Source organism: Caballeronia sp. GAFFF1 (genome assembly GCF_023630705.1).
In the GTDB taxonomy this organism is placed as follows: Bacteria; Pseudomonadota; Gammaproteobacteria; order Burkholderiales; family Burkholderiaceae; genus Caballeronia.
The window spans coordinates 79,496-99,372 of sequence record NZ_JALQEM010000001.1 but is presented as its reverse complement, the minus strand read 5'-3'; the positions used below and the strand labels follow the sequence as shown (position 1 = coordinate 99,372).

The window sequence follows — 19,877 nt, the reverse complement described above, 5'->3', positions numbered from 1 at the left end:
GTCCTTATTGGCGCGCGGATTCATAGGACGATAGCGGCGTCTTCTGCGAGCGAGCGCGGCCTGAAAGTTGCTGCGAGTCGCCACGGCTCCGCGCGTTTTCATGCGAAAGGGGAATTAATCGATCGAAGAAATGAATTTGCCAATTTAATCGACCGCAAGCGAAAATCATGGTTTTCCCTGACGCGACGCTAGCTGAACCAAACGGTCCGGCGCGCCCGAGTGCGAGACTTCTTAGATGGCACGGCCCAAACTCCTCCCTGACAACTTCACGCTTGCGTTGATCGGCACCGTCATCATCGCGAGTTTGCTGCCGTGCCGCGGCAGCGCGGCGGTCGCGTTCAACTGGATCACCGACATCGCCATCGGACTGCTGTTCTTCCTGCACGGCGCGAAGCTCTCGCGCGAGGCGATCGTCGCTGGCGCGACGCACTGGCGTCTGCACTTGCTCGTGCTGCTCAGTACCTTCGTGATGTTTCCGCTGCTCGCAGTCGCGCTCAAGCCTCTGCTGAGTCCGCTCGTCACCCCTGCGCTCTACACCGGCATCCTGTTCCTCTGCACGTTGCCGTCTACGGTGCAGTCTTCCATCGCATTCACTTCCATGGCGAAAGGCAACGTGCCCGCCGCAGTGTGCAGCGCGTCGGCCTCCAGCCTTCTCGGAATTTTCATCACGCCCGCGCTCGTCGGCCTGCTCGTGAGCAATCACGGCGCGACCACCGGCTCGCCCTGGCACACCGTCGGCAACATCGTGCTGCAACTGCTCGTGCCGTTCGTTGCCGGGCAATTGCTGCGTCCGGCCATCGGCAAATGGGTGGACCGCCACAAGCCGGTGCTGAAGTTCGTCGATCAGGGCTCGATTCTGCTGGTCGTCTACGTGGCTTTCAGCGAAGCGGTGAACGAAGGCATCTGGCATTCGATTCCTATCTCGGCGCTGGCGGGCCTGCTCGTCGTGAACATTGTCCTGCTCGCGGCCGCGCTCTTCATCACCGCGTTCAGCGCGAAACGGCTGGGCTTCAGCCGCGCGGACCAGATCACCATCATCTTCTGCGGCTCCAAGAAGAGTCTGGCGTCCGGCATTCCGATGGCAAAGGTCATCTTCGCCTCCCACGCCGTGGGTGCGGTGGTACTGCCGTTGATGCTCTTCCACCAGATCCAGCTGATGGTCTGCGCCGTACTCGCGCAGCGTTGGGGCTCGCGCAGGACTGCCGCCGAGCCCGCGCGCGAAGGCAAGACCGTCGGGGCACCCGCCCGCCGTTAATCGCAGCATCGTTTTTCTCCGCTTCGGAACAGGCCGCTTCGTGCGGCCTTTTTGTCATTTGAGCCGAAGCGTCTTTCAACGTCGACTCTGCCGAACGGCATAGGCAAAACAACCTGCTCGTTGGCAGCATTACGCGACAGTCGAATGCCCGAAGTCCGGCGCTTTTGCCTATGCCATTCGGCCGAGTATCAGTCGGGTACATGGCTTGCCACACTGGGGTCATAAGTCGCATACGCGAGAACGGGGAAAGCCATGAACAGCACATCACTTATCCAAGACCTTCTGCTGCAAGGAGCCGGTTATCGCGGCAATCCGGCATTGCGCGATCGTGCGGGTCGTCCGGGCTCTGTCCGCGCGTCGCATGCCGCGGCTGCGGTGAAGCTGCGCGCGAATGGATAGGGAGAGCATTGCATGGCCACGCTCAAACCTCGCGTTCCGCCGCAGCAGGACGCGCCCTCCGCTCAAGGCACGCCCGAAGCCACCTGGCAACGTTGGGGACGTCTCGGCGCATTGCCTGAAGTGCATTCGAGCGATCTCGTGCCGCCCGGCGCGCGCGCAGTCGTCGTTGCGCCGCATCCTGACGCGGAGGTTCTGGGAACGGGCGGATTGCTCGCGCAGCTATCGGAGACCAGCAGGCACCTTTTGATCGTCGCGGTCACGGACGGTACCGCAAGCCATCCGAACTCCACCGAATGGACGCCGGAGCGCCTCGCCACCGTTCGTCCGATGGAAACGCGCGAGGCGTTGCAGCGGCTGCATCTGCGAAACGTGCAGGTAGCGAGGCTCGGCCTGCAGCATGGCAGCGCGCAGAACATGGAGCCGGGCTTGTCCGGTTATCTCGCCAGCCACTTGCGACCGGACGACATCGTCTTTGCGACGTGGCGTCACGACGGCCATCCGGATCACGAGGCGGTGGGACGTGCCGCGTTTTCGGCCGCCACTGCGCTCGGCTTGCCGTTCGTGGAAGTGCCGCTTTGCACCTGGGACTGGGCGTCGCCCGACGATACCCGCGTACCGTGGAGCCGCGCCCGCAAGATCGTGCTCGACGAAGCAACGCTTGCGCGCAAGCTGCGAGCGGTGCAGGCTTTCCGCAGCCAACTGGAGCCGGATACTGCGACAGGACAGGCGGCGGTGCTACCGGACCATGTGCTTGCGCGGCTGACGCGGCCTTATGAGGTCGTGCTGATCTGAGCGGCGCCCGACGGTGCTGAGTTGCGCGAGTCGGGCATCTCGAGCTAACGCGAGGGATGAGGGCACGCAAGCAGCGCCGCTTTCGACGGCAAGCTCGAGATCGCGTCTTTCGCTGAACCCGGGCGACCTGCGAGCGAGCTTTACGCAGCCCGCTCGAGCCGAACGCGGCGCCGACGCAGGCGACAGTTTCGCCGGCATTTGCCTTCGGCTTGCGCGAGCAATCAAATCGTATTAGGTCTGACGCGCACGACGCGTCCGCGAGCAACGCCGCATCGTACAGACGCCCGGTGTGCAGGCACGGCCGGATGCCGCGACACGTCCGCGGTTGCGTCCGTTCGTCGTACAGCCAAGGCATGATGGCGACTAATAAGGCTCACAAGTTGAGTCCGACACGACCGCGCGCCAAGATGCCGTCTCGCCAGCGAATCGTGCATCACGAGCGAACACGCAGGGCAGAGCACGTCATCGCGGCCGCGTAGCGCCGACAGCCCGATTACGGAGCGCGGCAGGCCGACGCGGGCCGCGCGCGACAGTGCCGACCCGCAGCGCACCGCACGCCGCGCCACCCGGCCCGGCGACCAAACACGCTCGCCCTTTTACTAAACAAACCCTTCAACCGCGAGCGCCTGTCCCGCAAGCCTTAGTGGTTTCCTCTAAGCGCTCCCGCACGCGTCCCGCTGCCCTTTTACTATACAATCCGCCCCGACAAGCGCCGCATATGCCGCGCGCTCTCGCCTCATCATAGAGAACAACACGATGGCCACTACCATCCGCGATGTCGCACGCGCGGCGAGCGTCTCCATCGGGACGGTTTCGCGTGCGCTCAAGAACCAGCCGGGTTTGTCGGAGGCCACGCGCGTGCGCGTCGTCGAAGTCGCGCAACGCCTCGGCTACGATTCGGCGCAGTTGCGCACGCGCATCCGTCGCGTGACCTTTCTGCTGCATCGGCAGCACAACAACTTCGCCGTCAGCCCGTTCTTCTCGCAAGTGCTGCACGGCTTCGAAGAAGCGTGCCGCGAGCGTCGTCTCGTGCCGTCCGTGCTCACCGCCGGACCGACGCAAGACCTCGCGCAGCAAATGCGGCTGCACGCGCCGGACGCCATCGCGGTCGCGGGCTTCGTCGAACCGGAACTGCTCGCGCATCTGCAGTCGCTCGCGCGTCCCATCGTGCTCATCGACTTGCGCGCGCCCGGCTTTCGTTCAGTCGACATCGACAACGCGAAGGGCGCGGCGCTCGCCATGCAGCATCTGTTTGCGCTCGGACGGCGGCGCGTCGCGTTCATCGGCGGGTCGCTCGCGCATCACAGTATCGCGCAGCGGGCGCTCGGGTATCGCAAGGCGTACTTCGACGCCGGCCTGCTCTTCGACCCGACGCTCGAAGTCACCGCGCAGGCTGGCGTGCCTGCCGATGTCGCCGCCGCCGACGCCATGGAGCGCCTGATTGCCGAGACGCGCGCAAAATCGAGTCCGCTGCCCGACGCGGTTTTCGCCTATAACGATGCAGCGGCGCTCGCGGCCATGCGCGTCTGCCTCGCGCAGGGCTTGCGCGTGCCTGACGACATCGCGTTCGTCGGCTTCGACGACATTCCCGCCGCCGCTCACAGCGCGCCGCCGCTCTCCACGGTCGCCGTGGACAAGGAAGCGCTCGGGCGGCGCGGCGTCGAGTTGCTGCTCGACGATCACTCGACCTTGCCGGACCAGGCCGACTCGCTGATGAGCGTGGAATTCATCGCCCGCGCGAGTTCGGGCGCGAAAGAGGAGCTCCGCACGCCATGAACATGACCGCTTCAGCCGCCGTCGCCGCCGTCGTCTCGGGCGAAGCGCCGGAAAGCGGAATCGACTTCCGCAGCCGCGACTTCCTGCTTTCGCACGTCCGCGACACGCTGGCCTTCTACGCGCCGACCGGCCGCGATCCGTCCGGCGGCTTCTTCCACTTCTTCAAGGACGACGGCACCGTCTACGACCGCACGACGCGCCATCTCGTCAGCAGCACGCGCTTCGTTTTCAACTACGCAATGGCGTATCGCCACTTCGGCGATGCGCAGTTCCTCGACGACGCCCGCCACGCGTTCCGTTTCCTGCGCGACGCGCACTGGGACGCCGCAAACGAAGGCTACGACTGGGAAATCGAGTGGCGCGACGGCCAGAAACGCACGCTCGACGGCACGCGGCATTGCTACGGCATGGCGTTCGTGCTGCTCGCGTGCGCGCATGCGGCCATGGCGGGCATCGACGAAGCGCGGCCCATGATCGACGAAACGTTCGCGCTCATGGAACGCCGCTTCTGGGACGCCGAAGCCGGTCTCTACGCAGACGATGCCACGCCCGACTGGCAGCTTTCGGACTACCGCGGGCAGAACGCGAACATGCACGCGACCGAAGCCTTGCTCGCGGCGTACGAGGCGACCGGACACGTGATCTACCTCGACCGCGCCGAGAAGATCGCGGGCAACATCACGCTGCGGCAGGCGCGGCTGTCGAACGGCCTCGTGTGGGAGCATTTTCATCGCGACTGGTCGGTGGACTGGCATTACAACGAATCGGACAGCTCGAACATCTTCCGGCCGTGGGGCTTTCAGGCGGGGCATCAGACCGAATGGGCGAAGCTGCTGCTGATTCTGGAACGCCATCGCGCGCTGCCGTGGCTCGCGCCGCGCGCCATCGAACTGTTCGACGCGGGCTTTTCGCGCGCGTGGGACGACCAGCACGGCGGCCTGTACTACGGCTTCGGCCCCGACGACAGCATCTGCGATCACGACAAGTACTTCTGGGTGCAGGCAGAGAGCTTCGCGGCGGCGGCGCTTCTCGGCGCGCGAACCGGCAGTGAACGCTTTTGGGACTGCTACGACGAACTCTGGCGCTATAGCTGGGCGCATTTCGTCGATCACCGCTACGGCGCGTGGTATCGCATACTGACCTGCGACAACCGCAAGTACGGCGACGAAAAGAGTCCCGCCGGCAAGACCGACTACCACACGATGGGCGCGTGCTACGAAGTGCTGAACGCGCTCGCCTCGCCGCACAACTCACGGTAAGCACGATGGCAACCGATCACACCACTTTTCCGCAGTTCGTCTCGGCTGGCGACATCCTCACTGACCTGATCCGCACGGGCGGCGAGAGCTGGCTGTCGCGTCCGGGCGGCGCGGGCTGGAACGTCGCGCGCGCGGTCGCCCGGCTCGGCCTGCCGACCGCGTGCGCAGGTTCGCTCGGCACCGACAACTTCTCCGACGACCTCTGGCAGGCGAGCGTCGCCGCGGGCCTCGACATGCGCTTCATGCAGCGCGTCGAGCGTCCGCCGCTGCTCGCCATCGTCCACAAGACGCAGCCGCCGACCTACTACTTCATGGGCGAAAACGGCGCAGATCTTGCCTTCGATCCCGAGAAGCTGCCGCAAGGCTGGATGGAGCGCGTGAAGTGGGCGCACTTCGGCTGCATCAGCCTCGTGCGCCAGCCGCTCGGCGCGACGCTCGCCGCGCTCGCCGCGAAACTGCGCGAACACGGCGTGAAGATCAGCTTCGATCCGAACTACCGGAACCTGATGGAGCACGGCTACGAGCCGATCCTGCGCAATATGGCGGGCCTCGCCGATCTGATCAAGGTGTCGGACGAGGACCTCCACATGCTGTTTCGCGGCATCCCCGAAGAAGACGCGCTCGCGCAACTGCGCGCGATGAACCCGCAAGCCACCGTGCTCGTCACGCGCGGCTCGTCGGAGGCGACGCTCTATGCCGGCGATGAAGCGTTCAGCGCGCGTCCGCCGGTCATCGAGGTGGCGGATACGGTCGGCGCAGGCGATGCGTCCATCGGCGGACTGCTCTATAGCCTGATGGCGCGTCACGGCGGCTGGCCCGATCATCTGAAGTTCGCGCTCGCGGCGGGCGCGGCGGCGTGCCGTCATTCGGGCGCGCATTCGCCGTCGCTCGACGAGGTCGAGGAATTGCTCGGCTAGGAACTGAGCGCGGACGCGAGCGCGCCGCGGTCACACGCGGCGCATGACCGCGTGCTAGCATGAATTTCATGCTTGAGTCCTTGGGCCAGAGGCGAATCCATCATGGAAGACACGACCTACACGAAAGGCATTTACACCGCGACGATCGGCGTGCGCGCCATCGACGGCGGCAAGTTCCAGGGGCTCGTCTCCCTCTCGCGCGACGACGGCGAGCAGCCCGACGCGACGCTCTACGAAGTGGAAGCGGCATCGGAGAACGAGCACGAAGCACTCGACGAAGCGCGGGCGCTTGCCCACCGCATCCTCGGGGAAATCGAACTGTAGCTGGCAGAAAGACGGCGCGAGCGCGCCGTCCACTGCATCGGAGGGCGACATGCCGGACCAGGTCTTCCTATATGGCGTCTATTCCATCCACGTGCGGCCCATCGAGCTTCAGGGTCCGCGCTGGGACGCCGAGTACGAGATTCGCCATCTGGACAAAGCCGTGCAGGACTGGAAGACAGTCGGCGGCGACGGCGGACTGCCGACGTCCAATGAAGCCATTCAGCTCGCGCACCTGCGCGCGGTCGCGGACATCGACGCCGGCGCGGGCATTCCCAAGCCGCGCGCGTTTCCCTGACTTTCCGCTCAATCCACCGGCATTTTCGGGTGCGGCCTGAGTCCGAGGCGCTCCGCCTCGCGATGATCGATCGCGGCCGCGCGCTCGTAGCCTTCGCGCGCCACCGCCCGTTCGACGTAATCGAAGAGCACGCCCTGCGGCTCGATCAGCCTCGCGACGAACGCAATCTGCAGCGTGCTCGCGAGCAGGATGTCGGCGGCGGTGAACGGCTCGCCGAGCAGCCACGGCCCTTCTTCGAGCGCGCTTTCGATTGCATGCTCCACCCGCGCGAGATCGCCCCAGCCGAAGCTGAAGGTGTTGCCCTGCGCGCCGGTCATGCGCTCGGCCATCGCCGGTTCCAGGCATGAGCCGGTGAAGAACATCCATTGCAGGAACCGGCCGCGCGCCGGGTCCGAAAGCGGCGCGCCCAGACGCGCCTCCGGAAACCGGTCCGCCAGATAGAGCAGCACCGCGCCGGATTCCGCCACGCGCACGCCGCCGTCGTCGAGCGCGGGGAGCTTCGACATCGGATTCACGCGGCTGAACGCGGCTTCGTTCTGCGCGCCCGCGCGAATGTTCACGAACGCCAGTTCATACGGCTCGCGCAGTTCTTCGAGCATCCACAGCGCGCGAAACGCGCGCGTCTTCGGCCAGTAGAAGAGTTTCATCGGCGTCGGCCTTCTCTCGTTCTCGAAAGCGATCAGGTTAGTCCCAATCAGCGCCGCCACGCGAGCGGCACGGCTGCGGGTTTACGCCGACGCGCGCCCTATTCGAGCAGATTTCTCCCGTTTATCCCGAAAAAGTCTGCGTGGTTTCTCAACGTCTGCCGAATTGCAGCGAGTGCGAAAAAACATTCCGCTTTCGGTGACAAAAAATGACGTATCGCCTCACAGACAAATAACGAGACAACCATGAATGCACGCGTCCCCGCCGATGCCTTTTCGCCTCGCCTCAACGAACCCGCGCTGTCCGACTACCAACTCGCCGACAACCTGAGCGCCACGGGCGGCCGAATCTTCCTGACGGGCACGCAGGCGCTGGTGCGTCTCGTGTTGATGCAGCGCGCGCTCGACCGCGCCGCGCATCTGAACACGGCCGGGTTCATCAGCGGCTATCGCGGCTCGCCGCTCGGCATGGTGGATCAGCAATTGTGGAAGGCGAAGAAGCTGCTCGCGTCGCATGACGTGCGCTTTCTCCCCGCGATCAACGAAGAACTCGGGGGCACCGCCGTGCTCGGCACGCAGCGCGTCGAAAGCGATCCCGAGCGCACCGTCGATGGCGTGTTCGCGATGTGGTACGGCAAAGGTCCGGGCGTGGACCGCGCGGGCGATGCCCTTAAGCACGGCAACGCGTACGGCTCGTCGCCGCACGGCGGCGTGCTCGTGGTGGCAGGCGACGACCACGGCTGCGTCTCGTCGTCCATGCCGCATCAGAGCGATCAGGCGATGATCGCGTGGCATATGCCGGTGGTGAATCCGTCGAACGTGGCGGACATGCTCGAATTCGGGCTGTACGGCTGGGCGCTCTCGCGCTTTTCGGGCGCGTGGGTCGGCTTCAAGGCCATTTCCGAGACGGTCGAATCCGGCTCGACCGTGGATCTCGATGCGTTGAAGACCGACTGGACCGCGCCCGAAGGCTTCACGCCGCCGCCGGGCGGGCTGCACAACCGCTGGCCCGACTTGCCGAGCCTCACCATCGAAGCGCGTCTCCACGCGAAGCTCGACGCCGTGCGCCACTTCGCGCGGACGAACAGCATCGACAAGTGGATCGCGCCGAGTCCGCGGGCGAACGTCGGCATCGTGACCTGCGGCAAGGCGCATCTCGATCTGATGGAGGCGCTGCGCCGGCTCGAACTGACCGTGGACGATCTCGACGCCGCCGGCGTGCGCATCTACAAAGTCGGGCTGTCGTTTCCGCTCGAAACCACGCGGCTGGATGCGTTCGTCGAAGGGCTCGCGGAAGTGCTCGTCATCGAGGAGAAAGGGCCGGTCGTCGAGCAGCAGATCAAGGATCATCTGTACAACCGCGCTCAAGGCGCGCGGCCGGTCGTGATCGGCAAAGCGACGCAGGACGGCGCGCCGCTACTTTCCGCGCTCGGCGAGCTGCGGCCCTCGCGCGTGCTGCCGGTGTTCGCGCAATGGCTCGCGCGCCACAAGCCGGCGCTCGACCGCCGCGACAAAGTGGTCGATCTCGTCGCGCCGCAAATTCTGTCCAATATCGCCGATGCCGTGAAGCGCACGCCCTACTTCTGCTCGGGCTGCCCGCACAACACGTCGACGAAAGTGCCGGAAGGCTCGGTGGCGCAGGCTGGCATCGGCTGTCACTTCATGGCGTCGTGGATGGAGCGCGACACGACCGGCCTCATCCAGATGGGCGGCGAAGGCGTGGACTGGGCTTCGCACGCGATGTTCACAAAGACGCCGCACGTCTTTCAGAATCTCGGCGACGGCACGTATTTTCACTCGGGCATTCTCGCGATCCGGCAGGCGGTGGCCGCGAAAGCCAACATCACGTACAAGATTCTCTATAACGACGCCGTCGCGATGACGGGCGGCCAGCCGGTCGACGGCAGCATTTCGGTGCCGCAGATCGCGCGGCAAGTGGAGGCGGAAGGCATCGCGCTGCTCGTCGTGGTCAGCGACGAACCCGAGAAGTACGAGGGCCACGAGGACCAGTTCCCGCGCGGCACGACCTTTCATCACCGCAGTGAACTGGATGCCGTGCAGCGCCGCCTGCGCGAAACGCCCGGCGTGACCGTGCTGATCTACGACCAGACGTGCGCCGCCGAAAAGCGCCGCCGCCGCAAGAAGGGCGAGTTTCCCGATCCGGACAAGCGGCTTTTCATCAACGAAGCCGTGTGCGAAGGCTGTGGCGATTGCGGCGTGCAGTCGAACTGCCTGTCCGTCGAGCCGGTGGAAACTGAACTGGGACGCAAGCGCCGCATCGATCAGTCGTCGTGCAACAAGGACTATTCGTGCGTGAACGGCTTCTGCCCGAGCTTCGTCACGCTCGAAGGCGCGAAGCTGAAGAAAGCCGACGGCCACGCGTTCGATCCTGCCGAACTCGCCCGCCGCGTCGATGCGCTGCCGCCACCGCGCGCGCATCTCGATCACGCGCCGTACGACATGCTGGTGACGGGCGTGGGCGGCACGGGCGTCGTCACGGTCGGCGCGCTCATCAGCATGGCGGCGCATCTCGAAGGCAAGAGCGCGTCGGTGCTCGATTTCATGGGCTTTGCGCAGAAAGGCGGCTCGGTGCTGTCGTTCGTGCGCGTAGCGAGCGAGGACGCGCTGCTGAATCAGGTGCGCATCGACACCCAGCAGGCCGACTTGCTGCTCGCCTGCGATATGGTCGTCGGCGCGAGTCCCGAAGCGTTGCAAACGGTGCGGCATGACCGGACGAAGATCGTCGTGAATACGCACGCCATTCCGAACGCGAGCTTCGTGCAGAACCCCGACGCGAATCTGCACGCCGACGCGCTGCTCGACAAGATGCGCCACGCGGCCGGCGCCGATGCCGCCGACGCGTTGCACACCTGCGACGCGCAATCGCTCGCGACGCGCTTTCTCGGCGATACCATCGGCGCGAATATCGTGATGCTCGGCTTCGCGTGGCAACTCGGCCTCGTGCCGGTGTCGCACGGGGCATTGATGCGCGCGCTGGAACTGAACAACGTGGCGGTCGCGGCGAACAAGCTGGCCTTCGCGATCGGCCGGCTTGCCGCGGCGGATATCAACGCGCTCGATGCGCTCGCATCGTCAGCGCAGCAGAAGCGCGTCCCGATGGCGGACATGCCGCTTGCCGAGCTCATCCGCGATCGCGAAGATCGGCTGCTCGCGTATGGCGGCGCGAAGTACGTGGAGCGATATCGTTCGCTGATCGCGCAGGCATCGGCGAATGAAGACGTGAAGCGCGCCGTGGCGATCACGTTCTACAAGCTGCTCGCGGTGAAGGACGAATACGAAGTCGCGCGCCTGCACGCGGACCCGGCGTTCCGCGCCGCGCTCGCCGCGCAGTTCGAAGGCGCGCCCGGCGACGCTTACACCGTGAAGTTCAACCTCGCGCCGCCCGCGCTGTCGCACGGCGCGCCGAAGAAGAAGACCTTCGGCCAGTGGATGTGGCCGGTGCTCGGCGGTCTGTCGAAGCTGCGCGCGCTGCGCGGCACGGCGCTCGATCCGTTCGGCAGGACGCTCGAACGCCGCATGGAGCGTCAGCTCGCCAAGGATTACGAAATCACGATGCAACGCGCGCTCGCGAAACTCGACGCCGGCAACGCGAAGGATGTCGCTGCGCTCGCCGCGCTCTTCGAGCGCGTGCGCGGCTACGGTCACGTGAAGCTCGCGAATCTCGCGATGGTCAAGCGCAGCGAGCGCGAACTCGTCGCGCGGCTCGGCATCGAAGCGGCGACGGGCGATGCGGTGCGCGCGTCCATCGAAGCAATGAAGGGCGCGTCGTCGCTAAAGGGCATTCCGGTCGTCGTCGCGAAGTGAGCGAAGTCAGTCGGCGTCGTCGTCCGGCAGCCAGTCGATGTCGCCGCACAGCACGCAGCGCTTGCCGCCGGAGCGCGTCTCGACCGATAGCGTGACGCACGGCATCGCCTCGTTGATCGAAAGATACGGCTTCGTCACATGCACGCGTTCGGGGTCGCCGAGCGCCGCGCGAAAGTACGGACGTCGCAGCCAGTTCGCGCCTTGCGCATCGACGAGTGGCAGAAAGCGCGCTTCGTGCGCGGCGCGGTCGGCGCGCAGCACGACATTGCGGCCCGACTGCCGGCCGTTCTGGTCGAGCAGAAAGCAGCGCGCGGCGTGATCGAGCGCGAGGAAGTTCCAGCACACTTCGTCGAGCGGTTCGCCCGCTGCAAGCCGCTCCGCCGCGCGCTCGAACGCGCGCACATACGGCTGGAGCCGCGTCGCGACGCGCCGCTCGCGCGCTTCCGTCTGCAAGCGATACCGCTCCGTCAATTCGCCGATGATGTTCTGCGCATGCACGCCATCCGCGAGCCCCGGATGCGGCCGCGCAAAGAAAAAGCCCTGCACGAAGTCCGCGCCGCTCGCGAGCGCAAGCTGCGCCTCGTGCTCGGTTTCGACGCCCTCGATCAGCACGAGCTTGCCCGCCTCGTGCAACAGCGAGACGATGCCCGACAGCACCGCTTCCATGTTGCGCCGCTGCTTGCGCGTGCGCTCCGACAGCGGCGCATGCACGTTGTGGCCGGCGTGCGACAGCATCACGCGGTCGAGTTTGACGATATCCGGATCGAGTTGCCAGATCCGTTCGATGTTCGTGTGTCCCGCGCCGAAGTCGTCCAGCGCGATCAGAAAGCCGTGCTCGCGGAACTGCTGCACCGCCTGCGCGAGTCGCTCGATGTCCCCGGCGCTGTGCTCCAGCACTTCGAGCACGACGCGGCGCGGTTCGATATGCAGCCGCTTCAGATTGGCGAGCAGCGCGGCCGCGTGATACGGCTCGGTCAGCGCGCCGGGATGCACGTTGAGAAACAGCCATTCGTCCTGCGCGCCGAGCATCTTGAAGTTTTCGAGATGCAGCGCCTGCGCGAGACGGTCGATCTGCAACGCTTCGCCGACGCGCGACGCCTGCGCGAACACATCGACCGGCGGCACGGGACGGTCCAGCGCGTCGTGCGCGCGCAAGAGTCCTTCGTAGCCGACCGCGCGCATGTGCGAAAGGCTGAACACCGGCTGGAACACGCTGGAGAGCGTCCACTCGCCGTGCTCGACCGAATAGCGGTCCAAGCCCGACATCACGCCGAGTTCGAAGCTGCGCGCGGAGAGCGTCGTCTTCTCGGGATTGGCGATCACCATGTGGATGCCCCCGCGCGCGCGCCGCGCGCTTCCTGCTCCGGCCCCGCGCCGGTCCCGCCCGATACCGTTTTCATAAGAACCGCCCTCGATGATCTCGTCGGGAGTCTCGCGTCCCGTGGCTGTCGATAAAGCAAGGTCCATGCGCGCGAAGCCGCCGCCTTTGTCGGGCGTTCGCAGGCTTCATGCACCGCGAGCGGGCGGCGAACGCATGCACGCGCACCGCGCGGGTGCGTCGCGGAAACATGCCGTGGATGACGCGTCGGGCTACACTCTCGCGTCGTCTCGAAAAATAAACGGACGCCCGCGCGTCCGCATCCGGCATGGAAATCGTCTTCACCGTCCTCATCCTGCTGATGATCGTGGCGCTATCCGGCGTCGGTCTCAGCCTGCTGCCGGTCAAGCTGCCGCTGCCGCTCATTCAGATCGCCATCGGCGCGATGCTCGCGTGGCCCGGCTTCCGGCTGCATGTCACATTCGATCCCGAACTGTTCATGCTGCTGTTCATCCCGCCGCTGCTGTTCGCGGACGGCTGGCGCATTCCAAAACGCGAGCTGTATCTCGCGCGCCGCGCCGTTCTCATGCTGGCGCTCGGGCTCGTGTTCATCACCGTGGGCGCGCTCGGCTACTTCCTGCACTGGATGATTCCGGCGATGCCGCTTCCTGTCGCGTTCGCGCTGGCGGCCGTGCTTTCGCCGACCGATGCCGTCGCGCTCACGGGCATCGCCGGACGCAACCGCATTCCGGCGAACCTCATGCATATTCTGGAAGGCGAAGCGTTGATGAACGACGCCTCGGGTCTCGTCGCGCTGAAGTTCGCCATCGCGGCCGCGCTGACGGGCGTGTTTTCGCTGCACGAGGCGGCCATCAGCTTCGTTGTGATCTCGGTGGGCGGGCTCGCCATCGGCGCGGCGATCAGCTGGATCGTCACCGAGATTCCGGCGCGCGTGCTCAAGTTCTCGGAAGACGACGATCCCGCCGCGGGCGTCATCCTGACCGTGCTGATTCCGTTCGCCGCCTATGTGATCTCGGAGCGCGCGGGGTGCTCGGGCATTCTCGCGGCCGTTTCCGCCGGAATGATGATGAACATCCAGAGCCTGCGCGCGACCATTCCGAGCGCCGTGCGCGTGCGCATGACGAGCACGTGGACGATGATCGAGTTCGTGTTCAACGGCATGGTGTTCATCCTGCTCGGCTTGCAGTTGCCGCACATCATCGGGCGCGCGTTGATCGAGGCGCATCAGGACGGCAACGCGCAAGTGGGCCTTCTGATCGGCTATGTGATCGCGACGGTGTTCGCGCTCTACGCATTGCGCTTCGTGTGGGTGTATTGCCTGCGCTGGGTCGCGAGCCGCAGCGCGGCGAAGGTCGGCATCGAAAGCGCCGCGCCCGGCTTGCGGACGCTCGCGCTGACGACGATCGGCGGCGTGCGCGGCGCGGTGACGCTCGCGGGCGTGCTCTCGCTGCCGGTCACGCTCGATAACGGCGCGGCGCTCGCGGGGCGGGATCTGGCGATTTTCATCGCGTCGGCGGTGATTCTTGCTTCGCTCTCGATTGCGGTCGTCGGCTTGCCGGTGGTGCTGCGCGGCGCGAAGCGCGAGCGCAATCCGCATGCGGCCGAGGAGCGGCTGGCGCGTCGCCGCGCGGCGCAGGCGGCGATCCGGGCCATCGACGAAACACACGCGCTGCTCACCGACGACATGGACGAGGCCGCGTCGGCCCGCTGCGCGGATTCGACCGCGCGCGTGATGGACACGTACCGGCTGCGGCTGGAATCGCTCGGCGACGAAGAAGCGCCGCGCGTGGCGGCGAGACGAAGCGAGATCGTGGAAACGCGGCTCAGAATGGCGGCGCTGCGGGCGGAGCGCGCCGAACTGCTGCGGCTGAGAACGGATCAGGCGATCAACGATGAGACGCTGAACAAGCTGATGCGGGAGATCGATCTTTCGGAGACGGCGATCGTGAATCGCAAGCGGGGGATGACGCCTTGAGAGTGGAGCGGCGGAAAGCCACGCCGGAAAGGCATCGCGCAGACGGTGATGCCCGCTGGCTTCAACGACGCGTCACACGAGCCGGCCTTGCGGAACCGCGTCGAAGTGATCCGTGATTTGGCGCCGGCGGAAAGTGGCGCGTCGACGTTCCTGATCGGCAAGAACGACACGTGAGATCACGCGCAAGCCGCTCCGACGCAGACGTTGTTGCGATGATCGCGCGTTCGGTGTCTCATGCGTCGGGCCACCGTTCGCTAGGCGAGCGCGAACAATGTGCAGACTTTCGAATTGCGTAAAGCGTAACGCCGGTAGCGTATTGGCGCCTGGGCCTCGGCGCGGGCGCAACGCGCTTGGCAGCCAACGTTCGCGCATGGTCGTCGAGATTAGCGTTGAACGCTCTTGAGCGACGACTTCGCGCCGCGCCGGGCGCGAAGCCGGCCACACATCAAACGACACCCGCCCCGCGCCGGCGCAAAATCGCATAGAAAATGATCGCGCCGAACGTCGCCGTGCCGATGCCGCCGAGCGCGAAGCCGCCGAGCTTCAGCGTGAAATCGCCTGCGCCGAGCACGAGCGTCACCGCCGCGACGATCAGATTGCGGTTATCCGAAAAGTCGACCTTGTTGACGACCCAGATACGCGCGCCCGTCACCGCGATCAGCCCGAACACGACGATGGACACGCCGCCGAGCACCGGGCCGGGAATCGTCTGGATCAAGGCGCCGAACTTCGGCGAGAAGCCGAGCACGATGGCGAACAGCGCGGCAATCACGAACACGAGCGTCGAGTAGATTTTGGTGACCGCCATCACGCCGATGTTTTCCGCGTAGGTCGTCACGCCCGTGCCGCCGGCAAAGCCCGAGACGATGGTGGCGAGCCCGTCGCCGATGAACGCGCGGCCGATGTATTTGTCGAGACTGCGTCCGGTCATCGCGCCGACCGCCTTGATGTGGCCGAGGTTTTCCGCGACGAGAATGATCGCAATGGGCGCGAGCAGCGTCATGGCCTGCGGCTGGAAGACCGGCGCGGTGAAGTGCGGCATGCCGAACCACGCGGCGTTCGAGACGATGGCGAAGTCGATCGGCTTGCCCATGCCCATGCCGTTGGTCAGCACCGCGTAGATGATGTAGGCAATGGCGAGACCGATCAAAATCAAGAGCCGCTGCGCCATGCCGCGCGCGAACACTGCGACGCCGCCGACGCACAGCACGGTGACGAGCGCCATCCACGAATCGAAGTTGCTGCCGCTCACGCCTTTGACGGCGATCGGCGCGAGATTCAGCCCGATTACGCAGACGATCGAGCCGGTGACGACGGGCGGCATCAGCGCTTCGATCCAGCGCGTGCCGACGGCCGCGACGATCGCGCCGATGACCGCATACGCCACGCCGCACGCGATGATGCCGCCGAGCGCGACCGGAATGTTCGGGTTAGAACCGTGTCCGGAGTAGCCCGTAACCGCGATCACCAGGCCGATGAACGCGAAGCTGGAGCCGAGATAGCTCGGCACGCGCCCGCCGACGAGCACGAAGAACAGCAGCGTGCCGATGCCGGACATGAAGATGCACAGATTCGGATCGAAGCCCATCAGGAGCGGCGCGAGCACGGTGGAGCCGAACATCGCGACGACGTGCTGGACGCCCATCGCGATCATCTGCGGCCAGGGCAGGCGCTCGTCAGGCCCGACGACGCGCCCGCCTTCGGCATTCGGCTGCTCGGGCCAGCGCGGGAAATAGGAATCGGACATGGGCAGCTCTCCTTCTCGGCGATGATGCGCCGGCCACGCGGCGCGCTTGATTCTTCGGACAGGCGCGAGTGTACGGAGTGGGCCGAAACGAGGCAAGCGAGCCGAAAATCGGTGTTGCTTATGCGATGTTGCGAGGGATTTCGCGGAGATTGGGGTTGCGTGGGCGCTGTCGCGTCGTGTTGCGTGCGTGGTCGGCGGACGCTGTGTGGAGCGGCGTTCGCTTGATGCGACGACGCGTGAGCCGGCAGCGGCCTGCGGGCGGACGCGCCCTTCCCGCGCGCCTACAGGCGACGTTGTGTCCACGTAATAGGCGGGCGCTGTTCGAGCGGCGTTCGCTTGATGCGACGACGCGCGAACCGGCGACCCCCTGGGGGCAAACGCGAAAAACTTTTCCGCGCGCCCACAGGCGACGTTGCCTGCGTGATCGGCGGTCGCTGTGCGGAATGGCGTTCGCTTGATGCGACGACGCGCGAACCGGCGACCCCCCTGGGGGCAAACGCGAAAAACTTTTCCGCGCGCCCACAGGCGACGTTGCCCACGTGATCGGCGGGCGCTGTTCGAGCGGCGTTCGCTTGATGCGACGACGCGTGAGCCGGCAGCGGCCTGCGGGCGGACGCGCCCTTCCCGCGCGCCTACAGGCGACGTTGCCTGCGTGATCGGCGGAGGCTGTTTCCAGCGGAGTTCGCTCGATGCGACGACGCGCGAATGGGCACCGGCCCGGGCGAGTTCCCTGGCCCCGCCGCCGCCGTCCGCTTACGCGCGCCCTTCCAGCTCGAACACCGCCACCGCGCCCTTCAAGTGCTCGGCCTGATCCGCCATCGCGCCAGCCGCTGCCGCGGCCTGCTCGACGAGCGCCGCGTTCTGCTGCGTCACCTGATCCATCTGCGCGACCGCGCGATTCACCTGCTCGATGCCCGCGCTCTGCTCGTGCGACGCTGCCGAAATCTGCGCCATGATGCCCGTCACGCGCTGCACGGCTTCAGTGACTTCCGCCATGGTCGCGCCGGCGCGCTCGGCAATCGCCGCGCCGCTGTCCACGCGCGCCGTCGAGGCTTCGATCAGTTCCTTGATCTCCTTCGCCGACATCGCGCTGCGCTGCGCGAGCGAGCGCACTTCGCCCGCCACGACCGCGAAACCGCGCCCTTCCTCGCCCGCTCGCGCCGCTTCGACGGCTGCGTTCAACGCGAGAATGTTCGTCTGGAACGCAATGCCTTCGATCACCGCGATGATGTCCGTCATGCGCTTGCTGCCCGACGCCAGTTCGCGCATGTTGTCGACCACTTCGCCGACCAGTTCGCTGCCGCGCGCCGACACGTCCGACGCGCCGCGCGCGAGCGTGGTGGCTTCGTCGGCATTGCTCGCGTTCTGGCGCACGGTCGCCGTGAGTTGCTCCATGCTCGACGCGGTTTCTTCCAGCGACGCCGCCTGTTCCTCCGTGCGCTGCGAGAGGTCGGTGTTGCCCTGCGCGATTTCGCGCGATGCGAACAGAATCGACTCGCTCGCGTGGCGAATGCCGCCGACGATCTCCGCGAGCTTGCTGCTCATGTTGCCGAGGCTGTGCAGCATGCTGCTGTCGTCGCCGGGACGGGTCTCGACACGCGCCGTCAGATCGCCCTGCGCGATGCGATTGGCGATCTGCGTCGCATACGCCGGCTCGCCGCCGAGCTGCGCGGCAAGGCGCCGGCCGATGACCACCGCCAGCACCGCGCCCGCCGCCATCGCGCCGAGAACGAGGGCGAGCAACACGACGCGCATCGTTTCGTACTCCGCCGCCGCGCTCGCGCGCGCCGCCGTCGCGCGCGCACGCTTGTAGTCGGCGAGCCGCTCCAGCGCGTCGCGCGCCTTCTCGCTCGCCGCAATCGCGCGTGCAATCAGTCCCATCTGATCGACGTCGACGGGCATGGGCTTCACGCCCATCTGCATCTGCACGATCTCTTCCCACGCGGCGACTGACTGGCTCGCGGCGTCGTAGAGCGCCGAGCCTTGCGGCGTCGCGAGCGTCGGGCGCATGCGCTCGAACGCGCGATGCATCGCGGCGAGCGATTCGCCCATGTCCTGTTTGAGCTTCTGCTTGCCGGCGTCGTCGGCGAAGGTCAGATTGGCGGCGTCGAGGTCCGTGTTGGCCTTGTGCTTGTTGATTTCCTCGGCCCAGTAGAGGCCGTCCATGTGACGGTCGCCGATTTCCTCGACGAGGCTATGCATCTTGGCAAGCGACACCACGCCGGTTCCGCCCACGCACGCCGTGAACAAAATCACGACCGCGAACGACAACAACAGCTTGCTCAAGACCGACAGGCGGTCAAACCCTTTCATCGATGTCTCCGAATGTCGCGAGCGGGCACGTCGAACGCAGCGCGCGCACGCGCTTGCTCGCTTCCAGTGCTCGGCTCCGTTTCCGCGCCCCGCAGACGACGCCCGCGGACAGCGCTTTTCGCCGGTGCAATGCCGGCGTTGCGCGATACATGCCGCGCACAAGGAGGCTTTACGGCGTTCGCGACGCGTTTCTTGAGCGCGGTATACCGGGCATATGACGGAAACGTCGCCGCGCGCATGGCGGCGTGGGAGACACCTTTCTTGCTGCTGACAAGCAGGCGATTAGGAGACTTCCTACTTTTCGGATTTATCGTATATAAGGGCGCGATGCCGCCACGTATGCTGCGTTCGTGCATATCCCCATGTATATGCACGAAGTCGTTGCAACTCTCCGATTACCGCCCTCGTTCCCCGGCTTGGGCGGTTCTTTTTTTGTTCGTCGTTTCTTGCGGGGCAGCGGTCGCTTACTGGCGCACTGGCTTTTTCGCCAGCTTGCGCTGCAACGTGCGCCGATGCATGTTGAGCGCGCGCGCCGTCGCCGAGATATTGCCGTTGTTCTCCGCCAGCGCCCGCTGGATATGCTCCCACTCCAGCCGCGCTACCGAAAGCAGCGTCGGGTGCTCGATGGCTTCTTCGGCCGTCTGCTCGCTCGCCTCTTCCTGAAGCGCCAGCAGAATCGATTCGACGTTCGCGGGCTTGGCCAGATAGTTGTCCGCGCCGTCTTTCACCGCTTGCACGGCCGTCGCGATGCTCGCGTAGCCGGTCAGCACAAGAATGCGCGCATCCGGTTGCAAGTCGCGCAAAGGCGCGACGAGGCGCAGCCCGGAATCGTTGCCGAGATGCAAGTCCACCGTGATCTGGCCGAACTTGTGTTGATTGGCGAGCTTCACGGCTTCGTCCGCGTTGTGCGCCTGGTGCGCCGTGTAGCCGCGACGCGCCAGCCCGCGCGCCAGAATGCCCGAGAAGACTTCGTCGTCGTCGATGATCAGGAAGTTGTTATCGCTCATGGTTCATTTC

At 66.0% G+C, this 19,877-nt stretch carries 15 protein-coding genes; 10 read left to right on the top strand and 5 right to left on the bottom strand.

The features are described 5' to 3' along the window. Window positions 1-235: 235 nt before the first annotated feature. The 7 genes from NCR37_RS00485 (at window position 236) to NCR37_RS00455 (ending at window position 7,017) form a co-directional block, all read left to right on the top strand. Window positions 236-1,255 (top strand): bile acid:sodium symporter family protein, encoded by a 1,020-nt coding sequence (locus NCR37_RS00485; RefSeq protein ID WP_250471022.1) that lies wholly within the window; start codon window positions 236-238, stop codon window positions 1,253-1,255. Window positions 1,256-1,666: 411 nt separating this feature from the next. Further along, window positions 1,667-2,446 (top strand): PIG-L deacetylase family protein, encoded by a 780-nt coding sequence (locus NCR37_RS00480; RefSeq protein ID WP_250471021.1) that lies wholly within the window; start codon window positions 1,667-1,669, stop codon window positions 2,444-2,446. 756 nt (window positions 2,447-3,202) lie between these two features. Then, window positions 3,203-4,222, top strand: a complete 1,020-nt coding sequence (locus NCR37_RS00475; RefSeq protein WP_250471020.1) for a LacI family DNA-binding transcriptional regulator — start codon at window positions 3,203-3,205, stop codon at window positions 4,220-4,222. A 2-nt stretch (window positions 4,223-4,224) separates the two neighbouring features. Next, complete coding sequence (locus tag NCR37_RS00470) at window positions 4,225-5,481, top strand: AGE family epimerase/isomerase (protein ID WP_502800464.1); 1,257 nt, start codon at window positions 4,225-4,227, stop codon at window positions 5,479-5,481. Window positions 5,482-5,486: 5 nt separating this feature from the next. Further along, complete coding sequence (locus NCR37_RS00465; RefSeq protein ID WP_250471018.1) at window positions 5,487-6,398, top strand: carbohydrate kinase family protein; 912 nt, start codon at window positions 5,487-5,489, stop codon at window positions 6,396-6,398. Between the two features lie 102 nt (window positions 6,399-6,500). Next, window positions 6,501-6,722 (top strand): hypothetical protein, encoded by a 222-nt coding sequence (locus NCR37_RS00460; RefSeq protein ID WP_159837620.1) that lies wholly within the window; start codon window positions 6,501-6,503, stop codon window positions 6,720-6,722. 49 nt (window positions 6,723-6,771) lie between these two features. Further along, a complete protein-coding gene (locus NCR37_RS00455) occupies window positions 6,772-7,017 on the top strand; it encodes a hypothetical protein (protein ID WP_250471087.1) in 246 nt (81 codons plus the stop codon). Window positions 7,018-7,025: 8 nt separating this feature from the next. Here NCR37_RS00455 and NCR37_RS00450 read toward each other — a convergent pair whose 3' ends face one another. Beyond that, on the bottom strand, window positions 7,026-7,664 hold the full coding sequence (locus NCR37_RS00450) for a glutathione S-transferase family protein (protein WP_206467336.1): 639 nt from the start codon (window positions 7,662-7,664) through the stop codon (window positions 7,026-7,028). A gap of 243 nt (window positions 7,665-7,907) precedes the next feature. On the opposite strand from NCR37_RS00450, the gene NCR37_RS00445 reads away from it, so the two are divergent. Further along, the gene (locus NCR37_RS00445; RefSeq protein WP_250471017.1) at window positions 7,908-11,486 is read left to right on the top strand and encodes an indolepyruvate ferredoxin oxidoreductase family protein; all 3,579 of its coding nucleotides are present in this window, start codon (window positions 7,908-7,910) and stop codon (window positions 11,484-11,486) included. Window positions 11,487-11,492: 6 nt separating this feature from the next. Here the strand turns inward: NCR37_RS00445 and NCR37_RS00440 are convergent, their stop codons facing one another. Further along, window positions 11,493-12,812, bottom strand: coding sequence for a sensor domain-containing phosphodiesterase (locus NCR37_RS00440; RefSeq protein ID WP_250471086.1), 1,320 nt, complete (start codon window positions 12,810-12,812; stop codon window positions 11,493-11,495). A 320-nt stretch (window positions 12,813-13,132) separates the two neighbouring features. Between NCR37_RS00440 and NCR37_RS00435 the strand changes: the two genes are divergently transcribed. Both NCR37_RS00435 and NCR37_RS28345 read left to right on the top strand, forming a co-directional pair. Then, the gene (locus NCR37_RS00435) at window positions 13,133-14,800 is read left to right on the top strand and encodes a Na+/H+ antiporter (protein ID WP_250471016.1); all 1,668 of its coding nucleotides are present in this window, start codon (window positions 13,133-13,135) and stop codon (window positions 14,798-14,800) included. A gap of 48 nt (window positions 14,801-14,848) precedes the next feature. Further along, window positions 14,849-14,974 (top strand): hypothetical protein, encoded by a 126-nt coding sequence (locus NCR37_RS28345; protein WP_284506734.1) that lies wholly within the window; start codon window positions 14,849-14,851, stop codon window positions 14,972-14,974. 271 nt (window positions 14,975-15,245) lie between these two features. On the opposite strand, the gene NCR37_RS00430 is transcribed toward NCR37_RS28345, so the two are convergent. The 3 genes from NCR37_RS00430 to NCR37_RS00420 all read right to left on the bottom strand — a co-directional run bounded on the left by NCR37_RS00430 (window position 15,246) and on the right by NCR37_RS00420 (window position 19,867). Continuing rightward, window positions 15,246-16,547: a solute carrier family 23 protein gene (locus NCR37_RS00430; RefSeq protein WP_250471015.1), complete on the bottom strand. Its 1,302-nt coding sequence runs from the start codon at window positions 16,545-16,547 to the stop codon at window positions 15,246-15,248. Between the two features lie 753 nt (window positions 16,548-17,300). Next, complete coding sequence (locus tag NCR37_RS00425) at window positions 17,301-18,860, bottom strand: methyl-accepting chemotaxis protein (protein ID WP_250471014.1); 1,560 nt, start codon at window positions 18,858-18,860, stop codon at window positions 17,301-17,303. Between the two features lie 464 nt (window positions 18,861-19,324). Continuing rightward, the gene (locus NCR37_RS00420; protein ID WP_159837606.1) at window positions 19,325-19,867 is read right to left on the bottom strand and encodes a response regulator transcription factor; all 543 of its coding nucleotides are present in this window, start codon (window positions 19,865-19,867) and stop codon (window positions 19,325-19,327) included. Between the last annotated feature and the right edge of the window lie 10 nt (window positions 19,868-19,877).